Here is a 19626-nt window from a genome sequence, read left to right as displayed (position 1 = left end):
GTGGAGCGATAGGGCCCGGGCGCGTGCGCCGCAACAGGGCGGAGGCGCATCGCATCCGGCCTTCACCCGGACGCCGCGCGGTGCGAGACTGCCCAGCTCCTGCGGCCGCGATTGCATTCGGTCCCGGCTGGTTCTAGTTTCCTATGACTAGGCCGTCTGTCCCATCGGCAGGCGCGCTGGGCTGGGGCCGTCATGCTGTCGCACGAGCAGATCTGGGCTGCCATCGACCGTCTGGCCGAGCGCTACGGCTATTCCGCCTCGGGCCTCGCCCGCCGCGCCGGCCTCGACGCCACCAGCTTCAACCGCTCGAAGCGGATCGGGCCGGACGGGCGCAAGCGCTGGCCCTCGACCGAATCGGTCTCGAAGGTGCTCGCCGCCACCGGCGCCAGCCTCGACGACTTCTTGCGGTTGATCGAGTCCCGCGAGGGGCCGGCCCGCACCATGGTGCCGCTGATCGGCCTGACCCAGGCGGGCTCCGGCCGCCTGTTCACCGACGAGGGCATGCCCGCGGGCGGACCCGGCTGGGACGAGATCGAGTTTCCCGATCTCGGCGGGGACCGGGCCTTCGCCCTGGAGGTGCAGGGCGATTCGATGCGGCCGCTCTACCGTGACGGCGACGTGCTGATCGTCTCGCCCACCGCCAGCGTGCGCAAGGGCGACCGGGTCGTGGCGCGGCTCGCCAACGGCGAGGTGCTCGCCAAGGAACTGCGCCGCCGCACCGCCCGCACCGTGGAACTCATCTCGCTCAACCCGGAGCACGCAGACCGCACGGTGCCGCTCGCCGAGATCGCCTGGATGGCGCGGGTGATGTGGGTGCGGCAGTAGGGATTTACTGTGTTGCCCGAGGACCGACCTTCGGTCGCTTCTCGGGCGCCCGGCGGACGACCGCCGCCCCGCCGTCGCGGGGGCGACAGGCGACGCCTCTCGGGATCATTGCCCGGCGATCAGGTGCGCGACGTCGAGCACGATGTGGCCCGAGAGCAGGCCCCAGCCGCAGGCGATCATCGTGGCGATCATCACGAAGGGGATCGGCCGGCGCTCCAGCTTCCGTCCGCGCAGGGTGTTGCGCAGGATGATGAAGGGCGCGACGAAGGCGAGCATCGGCAGGGCGGCCAGCGTCGAGACGCCGCCCGATTCCAGCAGGCGGAAGCTCGCCCGGCGGTTGGTGGCGAACTCGAAGGCGCTCGCCAGCAGGCCCGCCAGCGCGAGCCCGACGACGAGCGCCTGAAGGGATTCGATCGAGGACGGGCTCAGGGCCATGACGCGACGCTCCTTTTCAGGATGAGACGCGTACTCTGACCGATCGTTTACGCCTTGTTAAGGAAGACCTTTCCTCAACGTTAACGCCGCCCACAGGCACGGTAGCGAGGGCGGCGCCCGCTCAGGCGTCCTCTTCGAGGTCGATGTCGAGGATCGCCATCCGGAAGGTGAAGGAATCGTCGCCGTCCTCCTTGTCGTCGGCCAGCACGCCGATCGACTCGTCGCCGATGAACACCTCGGCGGAATCGCCGGTCTTCATCGCGACCACGCGGATGTTGGTGTTGGCGAACTTGCGGCGCAGGTAATCCTGCAGCTTGGCGGTCTCGGTCTTGTTCACGCCGTCAACCTTCTGGCTTGCGGGGCGCCGCGCGGGAACGCGCGAGGCGCGGCGCGGGGAATGACGGCGGCTTGCCAGATCGCGGGGGGGCAGGCAACCCGGCAGACGGTGGCGCACGAAGCTGCTATGGCGGCGCGGCGCGGGACGCCCGTCCCGACGCCCACCACCCGACACGCTTTCATGGAGGCGGAGCATGGCCCAGGCAATCCGGCAGACGACCGACCGAGCCGCCGCGCGCCCGCTCCGCGGGCACTCGGCCACGCCGAGACTTCCCACATGAAAGCACGGATGATTTGACGACCATACCGATTCACCGCTTCTTTTCGGAAAGCGCCTGGATCGAGGGCAGCGCCCTCGCTCAACTCGAACATCTCACCCGCACGATCCCGGACATCGCCGCGCTCGCCGCGATGCCGGACCTGCATCCGGGCAAGTACGGCCCGGTCGGCATCGGCATGCTCGCGCCCGATCTCCATCCGCCGCTGGTCGGGTCGGATATCGGCTGCGGCATGGGTCTGTTCCGCACCGATCTCAAGCTGAAGAAGCTGCGCGTCGACAAGGCGGCCGAGCGCCTCAAGGTCCTCGATGCGCCCTGGGACGGTGACCTGCGCGGAATGACCGAGGCCGCCGGGCTCGCCCCGACGCCCTACGATGTCGGCCTCGGCAGCATCGGCTCCGGCAACCACTTCTGCGAGGTGCAGGCCGTCCATGAGGTGCGGGACGAAGCGGCCTGCCGGGAGGCGGGCATCGACCCCGACCGGGTCCATGTCCTCGTCCATTCGGGCTCGCGGGCGCTCGGGGCCTCGAGCCTGGAAGCCCTGGTCCGGACGGAGGCCGGGCCGCTCGCATGCGCCTCGGAGGAAGGGCGGCGCTACCTCGCCGCCCACGACCATGCCGTCGCCTGGGCCCGGATCAACCGGGCGATCATCGCCGAGCGGGCCGGGGAGGCCCTGCGCGGCGCGGTCGAGCCGGTGGCCGACTTGGCCCACAACTTCCTCGAACCGACGGAGCGCGGCATCCTCCACCGCAAGGGGGTGGCGCCTGCCGACCGGGGGCTCGTGCCGATCCCCGGCTCGCGCGAGACGCTGTCCTACCTCGTCCGGCCGAGCCCCGGCGCGAGCCCGGACGCGCTCGCCTGCCTCGCCCACGGCGCCGGCCGCAAGCACGACCGGGGCTCGATGCACGGCCGCATCGAGCGGGTGCGCTCGGTGCGGGAGGGGCTCAAGCGCAACCCCTTCGGCGGGCTTGTGGTCTGCGAGGACCGCAACCTGCTGATCGAGGAGGCGGGCGACGCGTACAAGGCGATCGACCAGGTGATCGACGACCTCGTGCGCTTCGGCCTGGCCGAGGTGGTGGCGACCTTCCGGCCCCTCGTCACCTTCAAGACGGGCCTGAGTACGATCGGTCGGCGAGAGGGCGGACAGGGGAGGGGCCGATGAGCCTGCGCCTCCTGATCACCAGCGGGCGCGGGCCGGCGGAATGCCGGATCGCGCTGGGCCGTGTCGTGCGGCTCCTGCGCCGGGAGGCCGAGGCGGCGGGCCTCGACCTCTGCGAGATCGCCGGGCCGGCCCACCCCCAGGGGCACGGGCCGGCCTCGGTCGTGCTCGTCCTCGACGGGCCGGAGGCGGCGCGCCTCGCCGCCGCCTGGTCCGGGACGATCCAGTGGATCGCCCAGAGCCCGGTGCGCCCGCACCACAAGCGCAAGAACTGGTTCGTCTCCGTGTCGCAACTGCCGCCGCTTCCGACGGCGGAGGCGGTGCGGGAGGCGGACGTGCGGTTCGAGGCGTTCCGGGCGGGCGGCCCCGGCGGCCAGCACCAGAACACGACCGACAGCGCCGTGCGCGCCACCCACGGACCGACGGGCCTCAGGGTCGTCGCCCGGGAGGAGCGCTCGCAGCACCGCAACCGGGACATCGCCCTGAAGCGGCTCGCCGAACTCGTCGAGATCCGGTCGGCTCTGGAACACGGCGCGCTTCAGGACGAGGCGCAACGGCGTCACGATGCGCTGGAGCGGGGCAACCCGATCCGGGTTCTGCGCGACGAGGCTTGACCCCCGCGGCCCGCGGCCTCCGGGCCGCGGGTCCGCCCTCAAATGCCGCCGGCGATGTCGACGAACTCGCTCATCGCGACGAGCTGGTCCATCGAGCGGGCGGGCTCGGCGCAGCCGGCGGCGCCGACGACGCGGGCCGGCACGCCGACGACGGTGGTGTGGGCGGGCACCGAGCGCAGGACCACGGAGCCGGCCGCGACGCGGGCGCAGGCCCCGACCTCGATGTTGCCGAGGATCTTGGCGCCGGCGCCGATCATCACGCCGCGGCGGATCTTAGGGTGGCGGTCGCCGCCGTGCTTGCCGGTGCCGCCGAGCGTCACGGCGTGCAGGATCGACACGTCGTCCTCGATCACCGCGGTCGAGCCGACGACGACGCCGGTGGCGTGGTCGAAGAACACGCCGCGGCCGATGCGGGCGGCGGGGTGGATGTCGGTCTGGAACACCTCCGAGGACCGGCTCTGGAGGTAGAGGGCGAGGTCGCGCCGGCCCTGGTGCCAGTACCAGTGGGCCAGCCGGTGCGCCTGGAGCGCGTGAAACCCCTTGAAGTAGAGCAGCGGCTCGATCGCCCGCGTGGTCGCGGGGTCGCGGTCCATCACGGCCAGGATGTCGGCGCGCATGCTCTGGCCGATGGCGGGATCGTCGGCGACCGCCTCGTGGAAGCCGTGGGCGACGAGTTCAGTCGGGAGCGCGCTGTGACCAAGGCGCGCGGCGACGCGATGGCCCACCGCCGCTTCGAGCGTCGGGTGGTTGAGGATCGTCGCGACGAAGAACGAGGCGAGGGACGGCTCGTCGCGCAGCACCGATTCGGCCTCGCCCCGTATCCGCGTCCAGAGCGGATCGACGATGCCGGCGATCGCCTCGCGCCCGACCGGGCTGAGCGCAGGACTGGCGGACATGCATTCCTCCTCGACGGATGGACCGGCGGGCCAGCCGCCCGCCGCGATACCCTATCGCGGCATCGGATAACGATCCGTCCCAAGGTCGGTCCGGAGACCGGATCGGCTGCGAAGCTTCCCTCGCGGAGACGGCGGATGCCGCGATGCGAGCGTGGCCGGCGAGAGCCTTCTACCGCTTCGCGCGACGGCATACAGCTTGGGTCGGGCTCCCGCCGTATCAAGGGGCCGTGATCGAGGAGCCGATCAGGCGGCCGGGCGCCGGCCGCCGTTGTCGTTGCCGCTGAAACGGGACTCGATCACCTCGATCAGCCGCTCGGCCATGATCTCGACGGGCACGTCGGAGGTATCGACCACCGCGGAGGCACGGGCGTAGAGCGGCTCGCGGCTGAGCAGCACCGCGCGCAGGTCGTCCAGCACCCAGGTCGGGTCGCCCTTGCCCTCGACATGGCCCTGGTCGCGCACCCGCTGGAGGTGCTCCTCGGGACGCGCCTTCAGCCAGATCGTGTAGAACGAGGACAGGAGCAGGTCGTAGGTCAGCGGCTCGGCGACGATGGAGCCGCCGGTGGCCAGCACCATCGGCCCCGGATGCTCGGCGAGTTGGCGCAGGGCCTTCTGCTCCAGGCGGCGATAGCCCTCCTGTCCGTAGATCGCGAAGATCTCGCCGACCGACAGTCCGTTCTCGCGCTCGATCTCGGTGTTGAGCTCGACGAAGCGCCAGCCGAGATGGGCCGCCGCCATCCGCCCGAGGGTCGACTTGCCGGCGCCGCGCAGGCCCACGACCGCCACGCGGCGGCGCACGACCCGGCTCTCGACGCTGGCCGAGCCGGCCAGCGCCGACTTCGCGAGCGCGATCTGGTCGGGATTGGCCTGCTCCAGAAGGTCGCGGACCACCCGCCAGTCGGAGGAGGTCTCCTGCGCCGCCACGAGATCGTCGAGGCGCATGCCCATCGCGTTGGCCACGCGCCGCAGCAGGATGATCGAGACGTTGCCCTGGCCGCCCTCGAGTTGGGCGATGTAGCGCTCGGACAGGCCCGAGGTCTGGGAGAGCAGCTTGCGCGAGAGCCCGCGCACCGTCCGGGCGAGGCGCACGCGCCGGCCCAGCTCGTTCAGGAAATCCGCCTCGTGTTCGGCCGCGTCGGTCATGGCCTCAGCTTACCTCTCGTCCGTTTCCGACGCACGTTCCGCATCTTCCGCTCGGGGCGCCCATCGTCCGGCCCGATCATCGGCCGGGCCTCGCTCTGTTGCAACGCACGGGCCGGATCTCGCACATGCAGCATACAGTCGCGAACATCTGGAGGCCGAGGCGTGCTCGCGCAACCCATAGCGCGGGCGCGCCCTCCATGCGAACTCGGCGGTGGATAAAATATCTGTTCGTTTCCCGAGCCTACGGCGCGAAACCGGGCCCTTCAGTCCCTCAGCGTCACGCCCTCGAACAGGTAGCGTCCGAGCGGGTCCATCCGGAACCCCGCGACCGTCCGCCGCGTCGCCATGTGCACGACGGTGTGGGCGAGAGGCACCCAGGGCAGGCCTGCGCGAAACCGCTCCTGGGCCTCGCGGTAGAGCCGCGTCCGGGCCTCCCGGTCGTCGGTCCGCCGCGCCGCCTGGATCGCCGCGTCGTAGGCGGGATCGCACCAGCGGGCGAGGTTGGCCCCGCCCGGGGCCGCGGCCTGGCAGCCGAGCAGGACGTTCATGAAGTTGTCCGGATCGCCGTTGTCGCTGGTCCAGCCGTAGAGCATCGCGGTCGGCTCGCCGCCGTAGAGCGCGGCCCGGTACTCGCCCCAGCCCCGCGTGACGAGGTTGGCGCGGATGCCGATCCGGGCGAGGTCGGCCTGGATCATGTCGGCGACGCGCCGGCCGTTGGGGTTGTAGGGCCGGCTCACCGGCAGGAACCACAGGTCGGTCTCGAAGCCTCCCGCAAGGCCGGCCTCGGCGAGCAGCCGAACGGCGGCCTCGCGGTCGAAGCCGATCTCGGGCAGGCCGTCGTGGAAGGCCCAGCTTCCCGGCGGCAGCGGGTTGCGGGCGAGCCGCCCGGCCGCGCCGTAGACCGCCTCGACGATGGCCTGACGGTCGATGGCGAGGTTGATCGCCCGGCGCACCCGCACGTCGCTCATCGGCGGCCGCGTGGTGTTGAGGGCGAGGTAGGCGACGTTGAGTTCCTCGCCCGACAGGAGCACGAGGTCGGGATCGGACCGCACGGCGTCGAGATCGGCCGGGCTCGGGAAGGCCGCCACCTGGCACTCGCCGGCCTTGAGCTTGGTCAGCCGCACCGCCGCGTTCGGGGTGATCGAGAAGACGAGTCCGTCGATCGGCGCGGACCCCTCCGCCCGGTCGCCGGCCGGTTTGCGCCAGTAGTCCGGGAAGCCGCGATAGCGCATGGCGAGGTCGGGGCGGTAGCCGGCGAAGCGGAACGGGCCTGTGCCGATGGGGGACCGGGCCAGTTCCTCCCGGTCGCCGGATTCGGCGAGGCGCTCGGCATATTCGGCGGAAAGGATGCCGCCGAAGGCCTGGGCGAGGTTCGGCAGGAAGGTGGCGTCGGCCTCGCGCAGGCGGAAGCGCACCCGCCGGGCGTCGAGCCGCTCGATCCCGAGGATCAGCGCGGCGAGGCCGAGATCGCGGAAATAGCCGAAATCCGCCCCGCCGATCCGGTGGTAGGGATGGTCCGTCCGCCATTGCCGGAGGAAGCTGAACAGCACGTCGTCGGCATCGAGCGTGCGGCTCGGCGCGAACCGGGCGTTGGCGTGGAAGCGCACGCCCTCGCGCAGGGTGAAATCGTAGGTCCGGCCCTCGTCGGACACGGTCCAGGATTCGGCCAGGGCCGGGCGCAGGGTGGTGGTGCCCGGCTCGAACTCGACGAGGTTGTTGAACATCTGCCACGTGACGTTCATCGCGGTCGTCGTCGTGACGCGGCCGGGATCGAGCGATTCCGGGTTGCCCTCGGAGCAATAGACCAGGGTGCGCGCCGCCGCCGGCCCCGCGAGCCCGAGGATGAGGCTGGCCAAGAGGCTTGCCACGAGGCTGGCCACGAGGCCGAATTTCGAACCGGCCCGTCTCACGATGCGCCCGCTCCCGCCGGGGCCCGCGCCGCCGGCCGCTCGCCGCCCGCGGGCTCGCGGGGGAACTCGATCCGGACCGTGGTGCCCCGGCCCGGCTCGCTCTCGACGGCGATGCGCCCCTGGAGCTTTCCCGTGACGAGGTTGTGGACGATGTGCATGCCGAGCCCGGTGCTGCCGCGGGAGCGGGCCGTGGTGAAGAACGGATCGAAGATGCGGGGGAGGTTCTCGGCGGGGATGCCGGCGCCGTCGTCGGCGACCTCGATCCGCACGAGCGGACCCGCCGCCGCCGCCCGCACCACGATGGTGCCGGGGCTGCCCTGCGGCCGCTGCGCGAAGCCGTGCACCACGGCATTCGCCACGAGGTTGGTGACGACCTGCGCCAGCACCCCTGGATAGGTATCGACGGCGATGCCCGCCGGGCCGTCGGACCGAATGCGGTGGCCGCCCTTGCGCAGCAACGGCTGCAGGCTCGCGAGCAGCTCGTCGAGCCAGACGTCGAGGGTGAAGCTGCGGCGCTCGTCGCTCGCCCGGTCGACCGCGACCTGCTTGAATCCGTGGACGAGGTCGGCCGCGCGGGTCAGGTTGGAGGAGAGCAGGTGCGCGCCCTCGCCGACGCGGTCGACGAAGTGGGTCAGGCGCGAGCGCGACAGGGTGCCGGAGGCCATCACCGCCTGGAAGGCCCGCGTCTCGTCGCGCACCAGCGTCGCGGTGGTGAGCGCGATGCCGAGCGGCGTGTTGATCTCGTGGGCGACGCCCGCCACGAGCTGGCCGAGCGAGGCGAGTTTTTCCGCACGGATCAGGTCGTCCTGCGCCTGACGGAGATCATGCAGGGCGGCATCCGCCTGATCCTTGGCCCGGCGCAGGGCGCGCTCGCGGCGCCCGATCTCGGTGACGAAGAAGTTGGTGGCCCGGGCGATGTCGCCGAGTTCGTCCGCCCGCTGCGTGCCGGAGAGACCGGCCGCCTTCGGGTCGGCGGCGAGCGCGATCATGTCGCCCTGGAGCTGGCGCAGCGGCACCAGGATCGAGCGGGCGACGGCGAGCGCGACGAGCGCGCCGAGCAGCAGGCCTCCCGCTGCGCCGACCAGCAGGAGCTGGCGCAGGAACGCACCGAGCCGGTCGGCATCCTCCAGGGCGGCATCGTTGAGGGCGCTGGCCGTCTCGCTCATCGCGGCGGCGAGCGCGTCCATCTCGGCGATCATCGCGTTCTGGCGCTTCAGGCCCTCCACCGTCGTGGCGAGGCGGCTGCGCCAGCCGTCGATGGCGTCGACCATGTCGCCCTGGATCAGCGGCGAGATCGGCAGGCTCGCCGTGCTGGCGGAGAGCCGCTCGCCCTCCGCCAGCATGGCGCTCGCCCCTTGCGGATCGCGCCGGACCAGGGCGTCGGCGGTGCGCTGGCCGAGCTTGAGCGCGCTGATGCCGATGTTCTGGGTCGCCTGCCCCGTCTCGTTGGCCGCGATCGCGTAGGCGAGGAGCTGGGCCACCTCGTCGTGGAGCGCCCGCTGCTCCGACGAGACGATCTTGAGCAGCCGCTCGATCCGCTCGGCGAGCGCCCCGCCGCCGTCGCGTCCCGCCTCCCGCGCGGCCAGCAGGGCGGTGATCTCCTCCGCATCCCCGTCCCGGCCCGATCCGCGCAGCGCAGCGGCGAGGTCGTCCCCGGCCTGCGCCAGACCGGCGGGTCCGGGGGAGGGTGCGGCGGGCTCTCCCCCGGCGGCCCGCGCCTGCGCGAGGTCGAGACGCGCGAGCGCGGCCGCCAGGACGTTGATGCGCGCCACCGCGTCGCGGGCGGTGCGCAGCCGCTCCACCTTCTGCGCCAAGGTCCGGGCGAGGTCGGCATTCGAGCCCTGCTGGCGCAGCCGCGCCTGATCGGCGAGTTCGATCAGGCGACCCGCGCGGCGGCCCATCTCGGCGACGAGGACATCGTTCTCGCGCGTCAGCGCCGTCAGCGCCTGCATCCGCTCGATGGATCGGTCGAGCGTCCGCCGGGCCGCGGCGACCCGTTCGGCCTGCCCCCTGGTGCGGACCTCGGCCTGGAGCGCGTCGAGGCCGCGGCGGGCATCGCCGGTCAGGCCGAAGAAGCGCGCCTCGCGCGCCGCGCGCTCGTCCGGATGCGCCGCGACGTAGGCTTCGCGCTCGGTGCGGGCGACCGTCAGGTCGTGGAAGATCCGGGCCGCGAGCAGGGCACCGGTGCGGGCGCGCTGCTCCTGGGCCAGCAGGAACCAGCCGGCCGCCGCGATGGCCGCGGCCACCAGGATCGGGACCCCGCCGACAAGGGCAATCTTCCGCCCGACCCGCATCCTCGACCCGCATAGCGCTCCTGGCGGAGCGATTGACCGACGCGGCGGATCGTTGCCGCAAATGCGCGGCCCGACAAGGGTTGCGCGAGCCGCGCTCGACGCCGTCCTCACCTGCGGACGATTCGGCCGGGGCGTCCGTCCGGCGTCACGCTCCGATCAGGGAGGCGTGGCGGCGCTTGCGCACCGGTGCCTCGCGGCCGGCATTGCCGCCGACGAAGCGCCCCTCCTTCGCGGCCGGCGCGGAGGTGATCCGGCCCGGGCGTCCGCCGCTCTGGCGAGGGCCGTGCAGGATCTCGCGCAGGGTCGCGAGGGCTTCGGGCGACGCGTCGAGGAGTTCCTTCGAGAAATGCGGCATCGCCTCCTCCTCAGGACCGGGTGAGGGCGATGACCCGCACGGGGCGGCCCTGCCCATGGCAGCCCGCCGGCAGCTGGGGCCACGCGGCGGGAGTGCAGGACGGCCCGGCCTTCTCGGCAGCGGCGGGCACGGCCTTCGCGGCGACCGGCCGGGCCGGCGGGTCGCTCCAGGCGGCGGGGGCCGAAACCGCGTCCGTCGCGGCAAGACCGGCCACGACGCCGCCGGAGAGCACCGCACTCGCGGCGATGATCGAAACCCATCCCTTCATGACATCCCCCCGCGGCTTGGCCGTCGTCGATAGGGACCTTTTAGGAAGGCCGCGTATCCGGGATTTTGCGTCGCCCGTCACAGGATCACGGGATCGGAGGTCGATTGTTGCGTCGCCCCGGCTCCGACGAAACAATTGGGGCGCTGGCGCGATCAATCCCCCTCGGGGCGGAAGACGTAGCCGAGGCCGCGCACCGTTCGGATGAACCGCGGGTGGGCCGGGTCCGGCTCGACCTTCTTGCGGATGCGGTTGATTCGCACGTCGATCGCCCGGTCGAAGGCGTCGGGATCGCGGGCATCGGCGAGGTCGAGCAGGCGCTCGCGGGAGAGCGCGCGCTTGGGATGGTCGGCGAAGGCCTTGAGCAGATCGAACTCGGAGCGGGTCAGTGGCTGCTCGACGCCCTGGTCGTCGCGCAGGCGCATGGCATCGAGCTCGAGCCACTTCGTCCCGAACCGCACCCGGCGGGCGGGCGCCTCCGCAGCGTGCTGCTCCTGCGGCTTTGCCGGGGCGGGCGCGCTCTGCGCCCGGCGCAGCACCGAGCGCACCCGGGCGACGAGTTCGCGCAATTCGCAGGGCTTGGGCAAGTAGTCGTCGGCGCCGAGTTCGAGCCCCACGACCCGGTCGATCGGGCTCGCGGTCGCGGTCAGCATGATGATCGGGATGCGGCTGCGCGCCTTCAGATCGCGCACGATCGACAGCCCGTCCTCCTCCGGCATGTTGAGGTCGAGCACGATCAGGTCGGGCGTGCGCGCCAGAAGATGCGCCCGCAGCGAGCGGCCGCCGTCGCAGAGCGCCACGTCGAAGCCGTGCAGGCGCAGGTAGTCGCCGACCATGGCGCGGGCGTCGGGCTCGTCGTCCACCACGACGACGTGGGGGCCGGATCCGGAGGTTCCGGTCATCGTGGCAAGATTCCGTGAGCCGGAGAGACGACCTGCGCCATCGGCGTGAAGCTTTCCTCGATCGAATGTCGGTCTCGCGCGCCCGGCCGAGAGTCCGGCGCTGCAACTCTTCGGCCACAATGCCCGAAGCCACCCCGCTTGGCGACGCGCCGAGGCCTCCCCCGCACAGAAGATCGCTCCACCGGCGGGCGACCCGTCCTGCCGCCAAGTGATCGGCGGCTTTCGGTCGCGTGAAACCGGTAGAGCCAGCTCACCTTTCGCCGAGATTTCTTCCGCTGATCGCTGTACCTCCCGCTCGGTGCGGTATCGAACCGCGCGGGGGCCGCGATAGCCCGAGAAACGGCGAAAGGCCGGCGATTCTCCGCGGCCGAGGGGCGATCCATGGACGACGACCTGCTCGAACTGATGCCCGACGAGGCGCCGCCTTCGGGTCCCCGTGCCGGCACCTGGACCATCGCGCTCGTCGACGACGACCCGGCGGTGCACGAGGGCACCCGCTACGCGCTCTCGGGCTACGAACTCGACGGGCGGGGCCTCGAGATCCTGTCCGCCCACTCCGCGACGGAAGCCCGTAAGCTGTTGGCGGAACGAAGGGATATCGCCATCGTCCTGCTCGACGTGGTGATGGAGACGGACGATGCGGGCCTGCGGCTCGTCGACTACATCCGGCGCGAGCTGAAGGACGAGACGGTGCGCATCATCCTGCGCACCGGGCAGCCGGGGCAGGCGCCGGAGCGGCGGGTGATCGTCGATTACGACATCAACGACTACAAGGCGAAGACCGAGCTGACCGCCGACCGGCTGTTCACCAGCCTGACCGCGGCACTCCGGGCCTACCAGCAGCTCAAGCGGCTGGACGAGACCCGGCGCGGGCTCGAGATCATCATCGACGCGGCCCCGATGCTGCTCGATCAGAAGTCGATGCAACGCCTCGCCGAAGGGGTGCTGACGCAGGTCGCCTCGCTGCTGAACGCCGAATGCGCCGGAATCCTGGTGTTGCGCGAGGGCAACGCAGACGCGACCGGGGGCGCGTTCAGCGTGCTGGCCGGATCGGGGCTCTACGGCTCCACCCCCGAATCACTTGACCCGAAAATTCGCCCCGTGGTCGAGGCCGCCTTCGCGGCGCGTCAACACAATTTCGGCGAGCACTTTTCCACGCTCTACGTCCGGACCGCGAGCGGCCGCGAGATCGTCGCGCTGATCGACGCCGACCGCCCGCTCTCCGACACCGACCGGGCGCTGATCACGCTGCTGACCGGGCGGCTGTCGATCGCCTTCGACAACGTGATTCTCTACGAGCAATTGCAGCGGGCCAACGTCACCCTGGAGCAGCGGGTGACGGAGCGCACCGCCGAGCTGATCCGGGCGAACCGGCGCCTCGCCCTGCAGCGCTCGGACCTGCGCCGGGCCAACAGCCTCAAGACCGAGATTTTGGGAACGATCGCCCACGATCTCAAAAACCCGCTGGCGGTGATCCTGGGCCGCTCCGAGATGCTGGCCGACCTGATCGGCCTGGAGCCCGAGGAAAAACCCGATTCGGGGGAGCGGTCGCCGCGGGCCGCGATGAACACCCAGGTCGAGCACGTGCGCGCCTCCGCCACCCGGCTGATCGGCATGATCGACAGCCTGATGGCGGATGCGATGAACGACGCCCTCGACATCACCCTGCGGCGCGAGGCCGTGGACCTCGCGGGGCTGGCCCGCGAGGTGTGCGAGGCCAACCGCCCGCTGGCCGAGGCAAAGGGGCAAAGCCTGACGACGCAGCTCCCCGACGCCCTCACGATGAGCGGCGACGCCGAGCGCCTGCGCGAGGCGCTCGACAACCTCGTCTCGAACGCGATCAAGTATTCGCAGCCCGGCGGCGCGATCGCGGTGTCGGTGCGCCGCGAGGACGGCGCGACCGTGATCGCCGTCACCGACGACGGCCCCGGCCTCTCCCCGGAGGACGCCGCCCGCCTGTTCGGCCGCTTCCAACGCCTCTCCGCCAAACCCACCGGCGGCGAGGGCTCGACGGGCTTGGGCCTCTCCATCGTCAAGCGCATCGCCGAACTGCATGGCGGCCGGGCCGAAGCGTTTTCCGACGGGCCGGGGACGGGGGCGACGTTTTTGATGCGGTTTCCGGAGGAGGCGGTGGGGGTGGTGTGAGAGCCATGACCTAGGGTGTATTGTCTTCGGCCCTCGTTCAGCCATTCTGCTATGGCGACTTCAAGAGCTGTTTCGTCGGATTAGACCAAAAAGCAAGCGAGATTTACGCATACTTTTTGATAGGGCTAGCACTAGATTAATTCTATGGCGCGGCGATGCCCTCGGCATCGACGTTGTGTCAACCTAGACAATATTCAGTTCACCAGCCTCTCAAACGCTGAAGCCGCTCTGCACCCCAGCAAAAGACAATTGTGCGAGGAGACAATCCCGTGAAAAATGCGCCCGCTGACTACGCCGGAACACAAAGGCGCCGCGTTGCCGGCGATAGGGGTAACCATGAAACGGACAACCGCGCTCATAGATTATGACAATATAATGAGCGTGAAAGAACGCAGTATTACCGATGTAATCACCAATCTTTCTGAAATGATACCACACCTTGTTTTTAAGATACAGGCATTAGTGCCCGACGTAGAGGAAGTTAATTTTCGGCTTTACGGCGGATGGTCTCTAAGAGATGGCCAGTCATCGCAACAGTGCGTCTGGCTCCTGAGCGAAATGGGAAGGTTCAATCGGCGACACGGATCAGTTCGCGCGAAATGCCGATTAGCGAGAGAATTGATTGCACAGACTGATTTGTCTTTGGTCGGAACATATCGCGATGGAGGGCAGAAGATGGTCGATGGCATGATCACAGCTGACTTAATTCACCTATCTAATGACGAGGAAATTTCACTCGTATTGGTTTCGGATGACGACGATTTTGTTCCGGGAGTAATCACAGGCTCTTGCCTAAGATCGTCCAAAAGCCCATTGATCGTTCTCCGGCCCAAAAGAAAGAAAGCCGAACCTCTAAATGATCATCATTATAAAGTTTGTCGTGTAGTCACCGCTGAGTTGTGAGGATGTCATGAGCGACTGGAAAGATAAAATACGAAAAGACCTTGTGCCTTTTGCAAATTCGAACACGAAGCTCGATTGTTTGGAAAATGGCGACGAATTCATAGTTACTTGGGTAGCAAGAAATAAGAAGCTCACTGCGTCGTTTAGAATTGTTGAAGAAAAAATAAATGTTACATTTGAATCGGTATCTATGAGCTATTCATCGTTCCTTGCGTCGCCATCGATGAGCGATATGCTTGGTATTGCGGGCATGATATTGCAAATGCACGAAGAGTCTTTCTTTGTCGATACAAAGGCTAAGAATCCGGAGTCCGTAGACAATTCTCGGTCTGCAATTCGGTTGCTAAGTGATGAAGTTATTAATCAAGAACAGGGGTCAACAAACGTACTATTCGTAAACGCTGATGCTGGCGCTGGCAAGACTGAGGTTCTTAAGCAACTCGTTTTCGATCAGGCAGACAAGTACATAAAGGGAGATGCGAATTTCTTGTACTTGTATGTAAATGCGCAAGGGCGTGCACTTGCAAAACTTGATGAGGCGCTTGCGACAGAAATACAAGATCTTCGTGCTTCAAACCTTACATATCACGTTGTGCCGACATTAACTCGTAACAACATTATAGTGCCCATCATTGATGGATTTGACGAACTGCTCGGCGTGATGGGTTACGAGGATTCGTTCAGCTCACTACGTCGTTTCCTCGCAGAGCTGCATGGGCAGGGATGCCTTATAGCATCGGCAAGAAGTACATACTTCCAACAGGAATTTCTTTCAAGAGCAAACAGGCCATCATCCGGGTTAGGTGGAATAACGATTAGTCAGATCGATATCCAGCCATGGCAGGATGAAGAATTGGATGACTTTTTAGATAAACGTTTTCACCAAGAACCTAATCCTCAATTAAAGCTTGAACCATTCAAGTCGGCGATGGTTAGGATTTTTTCTGCTGACAAAAATGCAATGCTTAAAACAAAACCGTTCTTTTTGTCTGCTGCTGCGGCACTCCTCTTGAGTGGTGTAAGCATAAATGAAGATGATCTCCTCGAGCAGCTCGTGGGAGGGTTTATTGAAAGAGAGCGGTCGGAAAAATTATTGGATAAGCACGGGAAGTCTCTGCTTTCAGTCGACCAGATTCGCCAATTTTTGCAGTTGGTAAGTGAAGAAATGTGGGCGGGAGAGGTTCGGTCCCTCGACCGAGAAACAATCAAAGAAATAGCAGATCTTGCTTTCGATGCAAATAAAATTGGCCCGGATGTGTCGCGAATCTTGCAGGAGCGGGCTAGCACCATGGCGTTCTTCACGAATAGTACCCACCGGGATGGTGTCGAGTTTGAGCATCAATTATTTTTTTCATACTTTCTTGGTGAAAGTATTGCTGCATTGGCAATTTCAAATTCGGACGAACTGTTTCGGACACTTGTTCGAGCGACGCTACCTGATGGAGTAGCATCTTCTGCCGCACGGAGGCTGGTGGCGACCGGTAGAGCAGCAGCTGATATTGTCAACGAGTGCAATGGCGTGGCTAGACGAGGCAGTATACGTCCTTTACATCTTAGGGAGAACGCCGGTGCTTTGATTGCCGAGTTTATACGAGAAGATGGAGTTGACGAACAATGTAATGAATATGAAGGCCTTCGATTCAGTGGAATCGTTTTTGCTGGGATCGTATTTCCACAAGTTGCCATAGTGAATTCGAGTTTTTTGGATGTTGAGTTTAGGCGATCTGATTTATCCAAGTGCGAAATAAAAAACTGTGTAGGCAAAGATCTTATATTGCAAGACATCACTGTAAATCCAAGTTATACTTCGCTAGACATAAATGGAGTTTCTCTAGACTCTAACGTGTTTGGACTGCGGGTACGTCAGGAAGGGCGCATTCGACCTATCTTCAGGCTGAGCGAAGTAAGGAAGGTTCTGTCGCAATGCTCGTTTCCCGGTATCAACGATGCTGAACCGATAAGAATTGACGATAACATATTGGCTTTAGTTGAAAAACTGTTTAGAAAGTTTGATAGATCGAACGTATTTTGGCCGACTGATGATGTAAATAGAAACATAACACAGGACGAAAATTGGGATAAGCTAATGGGTATTTTGATATCGTCCGGTCTGGTCGTTCAGGAAAGAGTTTCGGCTCAATCTGGTGCACCTAGGCCGCATCTCCGACTAACTGTTCCTTCGGAGGTGGTTGTTATGGGGCAAATTCAAAGTGGAAAAGTGCCAGAGCAAGTTCAGAATTTTTGGGACGATTTGAAATCCGAGTGGCCAGCTAACTAACCTAGAGGCATTGTCTCTGTTGAAATCTAGATAGCAGGTTCTCGGCGCCGGCCTTAAGCTGGCGCCGAGAACCTGAGATTAGGCGCCGTACACTGTGACGCCAACTCGTGACTTCCCAGCGATCTTACAAAGTCGGTAGGAAAACGATCTGTATCGAAAGTATACGGGATAGGAAAATATCCTTGACATTGCGCCGCTCCTCCGCCTAAACTCAACACCATCCCAAAAATCCAAACTCCGAAGAGGGCCAAAAAAGATGGCCTGGGCTCCCCGTCATGGTCCGGCCCAGCGCCGCGACGTGGCCGATCTTATGCGCGGCAGCGATCTGACCCCGCAGGAGATCGCGGCGCGCACCGGCGTGCCCTATTCCACCGTGTGCCGGTGGAACCTCGTGCAGAACTGGCGGCCGGCGGTGCTGCGGGCGCGCGAAGCGCATCGGCCCCAGAAATGGTCGAACGCGCGGGTCGCCGCGCTCGCGCGGGTGGCGCGGGTGCCCGGCGTCGATCCGGGCGACCTCGCCGAGGCGTTGGGCGCGCGGCGCGACCGGGCCGAGTCCCTGTTTCGCGCCTGCGGCCTGTCGGAGACGGTCGCGCCGCAGACCGCGCTCGGGCGGGCGCAGCGCGAGGGGGGCTTGCGGGCGGCGTTGCGCGTCCACGTCGCCCGGCAGATCGGCGAACTCGACGCCCTGCTCACCGCCCGCGGGCGCCAGGATGTTCTGATCCGGCTGGAGCGGGCGGGCCGGCTCGACACCGCCAAGATGCTGCGCAACCTCGTCGGCCTGAAAAAGCTCCTGGACGAGATCGAGCCGCCCTCCGAGGCGTCCTCCGAGGACGGCGCCGCGCCCGGCGCCGCGCCGCTCGACCTCGTGGCGATCCGCGCCGACATCGCCCGGCGCTACGAGATGTTCGCGGCGCAGGCCGAAGCGGAGGACGCGGCGCAGGAGCGGGCTCACGGCCGCGTGGAAAAGGGCGATCCGTGGGGCGAGGGGATCGCCGGACCCGAGCCGGCGGCGCCAGCGGCCGTGGGGGAGGTGGTGCGAGGGGCCGGGGACGACGCCGGGGACGGGGCCGGGCGAGGGAGTGGGCAAGGAGGGGCGTTCGAGGCGGCCTTCGAAGAGAGGTTCGCGCCGGCGCGGGAGGCGCCGGGGCCCCGCATCCGTGTGCCGTAGCAGCCCCCGCGCCGCGCGCCCGGATCGTCGGCGCCCCGCCCTATCCGACGCCGGCCCTCTCGCACGCACGGCGCTCCCGAACCATTGCGGCTCGACGGCGTGCTCGACAGCGTCGGCGCGTCCCGCGGCGAGGGCCGGACGCGCTAGCCGTCGGCGCGCGCGCGGGTTAGACCGGGCACCCGACCGTCCCGAGAGGCGAGGGACGGGGCGAGAGCAGGGACCTGAGATGGCCGACAAGGGCGTTCCGCACTTCCACAACCAGCCCGGCCTGCGGGTGGTCGCGGTGGGTTCGAAGGAGTTCATGTGCATCGGCGCGCTGCCGCCGTTCGACCATCCGCACGTCTTCCTCGACATGGGCGCCGACACCGAGATCATCTGCCAGTACTGCTCGACGCTGTTCCGCTTCGACGCCCGGCTGAAGCCCGGCGCGGCCGAGCCGGCTAGTTGCGTCTGGACCGAGGCGGCGGACGGCGTCGGCCGGGGCACGCAGGCCGCCTGACCGGCCCGTGGGCGGCCTTTCCGTCACGATCGTCGGCGCCGGCATCGGCGGGCTCACCGCGGCGCTGGCGCTCGCGGGCGCGGGACACGCCGTGACGCTGATCGAGCGGCGCACCGGCTTTTCCGAGGTGGGGGCGGGGCTCCAGCTCTCGCCGAACGCCAGCGCGGTGCTGATCGGGCTCGGCCTCGGCGCGGCCCTGCGCCGGGCCGCCGACGAGCCCCCCGGCGTGCGGGTGCGGGCGCTCAGTACCGGCCGGACCATCGGCGGCATTCGGCTGGGCGCCTCGATCCGCCAGCGGCACGGCGCGCCCTACTACGTCATCCACCGGGCCGACCTGCAGACGCTGCTGCTCGACGCCGTGCGCGGGCGCCCCGGCATCCGGCTCGGCGTCGGGCGCGAGATCACCGATCTGACGGAAACAGCGGACGGGATCGATCTCACCGTCTCCGGCATCGACGGGGGCCGGAGCGAGCGCCTGCGGGCCGACCTCGTCGTCGGGGCCGACGGGGTGCGCTCGAAACTGCGGGCCCGCTTCGACGCGCGGCCGCTGCGGCTGCACCGGCAGGCGGCGTGGCGCGCCCTGATCCCGCGCGAGGCGGCGCCCGACGCCTTCCAGGGCGACGAAACCGGGCTCTGGCTCGGGGCCGGGCGGCACGTGGTGCATTATCCGGTCGGCGGGGGAAAACGCCTCAACGTCGTCGCCATCGCCCCCGAGCGGGACGGCGACGAGGATTGGGGCCGCATCGGCGACCCGGCGGCTCTGCGCGACCACTTCCCCGACGCCGCCGCGCCGCTCGCCGAGCTGCTGGGCACGCCGGATGCCTGGGTGGTGTGGTCGCTGGTCGATCGCCCCGCCGCCCGGCCGATGGCGCGGGGGCGGATCGCGCTCCTGGGCGACGCCGCCCACCCGGTCCTGCCGTTCCTGGCGCAAGGCGCCGCGCTCGCCATCGAGGACGCGGCGGTGCTGGCCGCGCAGCTCGCCGCGCATCCGGACGTGCCGGTTGCGCTGTCCGCCTACGCCGGCCTCCGTGCGAACCGCGTCGCGGCGGTGCAGCGGGCGGCGCGGGGCAACGGCCGCGTCTACCACGCCGGCCGCCTCGTCGGCCTCGCCCGCGACGCGGTGATGGCGCGCCTCGGCCCCGAGGGCATGGCCGCGCGCTACGGCTGGCTCTACGGCTGGACCCCGCCCGCGGCTTGATCTGCCCCGCTCGCCCCGCTACC

The 19626-nt window shown here is 67.8% G+C and carries 18 protein-coding genes; 9 read left to right on the top strand and 9 right to left on the bottom strand.

Annotated features, from left to right (window positions below):
- The first annotated feature begins 192 nt into the window (after positions 1-192).
- On the top strand, positions 193-825 hold the full coding sequence (locus HNR00_RS12370; RefSeq protein WP_183569661.1) for a S24 family peptidase: 633 nt from the start codon (positions 193-195) through the stop codon (positions 823-825).
- Positions 826-930: 105 nt separating this feature from the next.
- Here HNR00_RS12370 and HNR00_RS12365 read toward each other — a convergent pair whose 3' ends face one another.
- Together HNR00_RS12365 and HNR00_RS12360 are read right to left on the bottom strand one after the other, a co-directional pair.
- The gene (locus HNR00_RS12365; protein ID WP_183569659.1) at positions 931-1260 is read right to left on the bottom strand and encodes a DUF6949 family protein; all 330 of its coding nucleotides are present in this window, start codon (positions 1258-1260) and stop codon (positions 931-933) included.
- Positions 1261-1381: 121 nt separating this feature from the next.
- Positions 1382-1597: a DUF3126 family protein gene (locus HNR00_RS12360; protein WP_183569657.1), complete on the bottom strand. Its 216-nt coding sequence runs from the start codon at positions 1595-1597 to the stop codon at positions 1382-1384.
- A gap of 293 nt (positions 1598-1890) precedes the next feature.
- Here HNR00_RS12360 and HNR00_RS12355 point away from each other — a divergent pair, with 293 nt between their 5' ends.
- Both HNR00_RS12355 and prfH read left to right on the top strand, forming a co-directional pair.
- A complete protein-coding gene (locus HNR00_RS12355) occupies positions 1891-3036 on the top strand; it encodes an RNA ligase RtcB family protein (RefSeq protein ID WP_183569655.1) in 1146 nt (381 codons plus the stop codon).
- On the top strand, positions 3033-3647 hold the full coding sequence (prfH, locus tag HNR00_RS12350; protein WP_183569653.1) for a peptide chain release factor H: 615 nt from the start codon (positions 3033-3035) through the stop codon (positions 3645-3647). The genes HNR00_RS12355 and prfH overlap by 4 nt, the downstream gene beginning before the upstream one ends.
- A 38-nt stretch (positions 3648-3685) precedes the next feature.
- Here prfH and cysE read toward each other — a convergent pair whose 3' ends face one another.
- The 7 genes from cysE to HNR00_RS12315 all read right to left on the bottom strand — a co-directional run bounded on the left by cysE (position 3686) and on the right by HNR00_RS12315 (position 11412).
- Entirely contained in the window at positions 3686-4543 is an 858-nt protein-coding gene (cysE, locus tag HNR00_RS12345; protein ID WP_183569651.1) for a serine O-acetyltransferase, read from the bottom strand.
- A gap of 243 nt (positions 4544-4786) precedes the next feature.
- Complete coding sequence (locus HNR00_RS12340) at positions 4787-5686, bottom strand: helix-turn-helix transcriptional regulator (protein ID WP_183569649.1); 900 nt, start codon at positions 5684-5686, stop codon at positions 4787-4789.
- 263 nt (positions 5687-5949) lie between these two features.
- Positions 5950-7596: an ABC transporter substrate-binding protein gene (locus HNR00_RS12335; protein ID WP_183569647.1), complete on the bottom strand. Its 1647-nt coding sequence runs from the start codon at positions 7594-7596 to the stop codon at positions 5950-5952.
- Entirely contained in the window at positions 7593-9890 is a 2298-nt protein-coding gene (locus HNR00_RS12330) for a sensor histidine kinase (RefSeq protein ID WP_183569645.1), read from the bottom strand. Before HNR00_RS12330 ends, HNR00_RS12335 begins: the two co-directional genes overlap by 4 nt.
- A gap of 145 nt (positions 9891-10035) precedes the next feature.
- Positions 10036-10245, bottom strand: coding sequence for a hypothetical protein (locus HNR00_RS12325; protein ID WP_183569643.1), 210 nt, complete (start codon positions 10243-10245; stop codon positions 10036-10038).
- A gap of 10 nt (positions 10246-10255) precedes the next feature.
- Positions 10256-10513 (bottom strand): hypothetical protein, encoded by a 258-nt coding sequence (locus HNR00_RS12320; RefSeq protein ID WP_210306455.1) that lies wholly within the window; start codon positions 10511-10513, stop codon positions 10256-10258.
- 152 nt (positions 10514-10665) lie between these two features.
- Positions 10666-11412, bottom strand: coding sequence for a response regulator (locus tag HNR00_RS12315; RefSeq protein ID WP_183569641.1), 747 nt, complete (start codon positions 11410-11412; stop codon positions 10666-10668).
- 381 nt (positions 11413-11793) lie between these two features.
- Here HNR00_RS12315 and HNR00_RS12310 point away from each other — a divergent pair, with 381 nt between their 5' ends.
- The 6 genes from HNR00_RS12310 (at position 11794) to HNR00_RS12285 (ending at position 19603) form a co-directional block, all read left to right on the top strand.
- The gene (locus HNR00_RS12310; protein WP_183569639.1) at positions 11794-13557 is read left to right on the top strand and encodes an ATP-binding response regulator; all 1764 of its coding nucleotides are present in this window, start codon (positions 11794-11796) and stop codon (positions 13555-13557) included.
- Between the two features lie 276 nt (positions 13558-13833).
- Complete coding sequence (locus tag HNR00_RS12305; protein WP_183569637.1) at positions 13834-14460, top strand: PIN domain-containing protein; 627 nt, start codon at positions 13834-13836, stop codon at positions 14458-14460.
- Between the two features lie 7 nt (positions 14461-14467).
- Positions 14468-16738 (top strand): NACHT domain-containing protein, encoded by a 2271-nt coding sequence (locus HNR00_RS12300; protein WP_183569635.1) that lies wholly within the window; start codon positions 14468-14470, stop codon positions 16736-16738.
- Between the two features lie 256 nt (positions 16739-16994).
- Complete coding sequence (locus HNR00_RS12295) at positions 16995-17906, top strand: hypothetical protein (RefSeq protein WP_183569633.1); 912 nt, start codon at positions 16995-16997, stop codon at positions 17904-17906.
- Between the two features lie 226 nt (positions 17907-18132).
- On the top strand, positions 18133-18405 hold the full coding sequence (locus tag HNR00_RS12290) for a zinc-finger domain-containing protein (protein ID WP_183569631.1): 273 nt from the start codon (positions 18133-18135) through the stop codon (positions 18403-18405).
- Positions 18406-18412: 7 nt separating this feature from the next.
- A complete protein-coding gene (locus HNR00_RS12285; protein ID WP_183569629.1) occupies positions 18413-19603 on the top strand; it encodes an FAD-dependent monooxygenase in 1191 nt (396 codons plus the stop codon).
- The last annotated feature ends 23 nt before the right edge of the window (positions 19604-19626 follow it).

Origin of the sequence: Methylorubrum rhodinum, from assembly GCF_014199935.1 — a bacterium.
Classification (GTDB): domain Bacteria; phylum Pseudomonadota; class Alphaproteobacteria; order Rhizobiales; family Beijerinckiaceae; genus Methylobacterium; species Methylobacterium rhodinum.
Note: the sequence above shows the minus strand (reverse complement) of the source record. Positions and strands in the feature narration are given on the sequence as shown.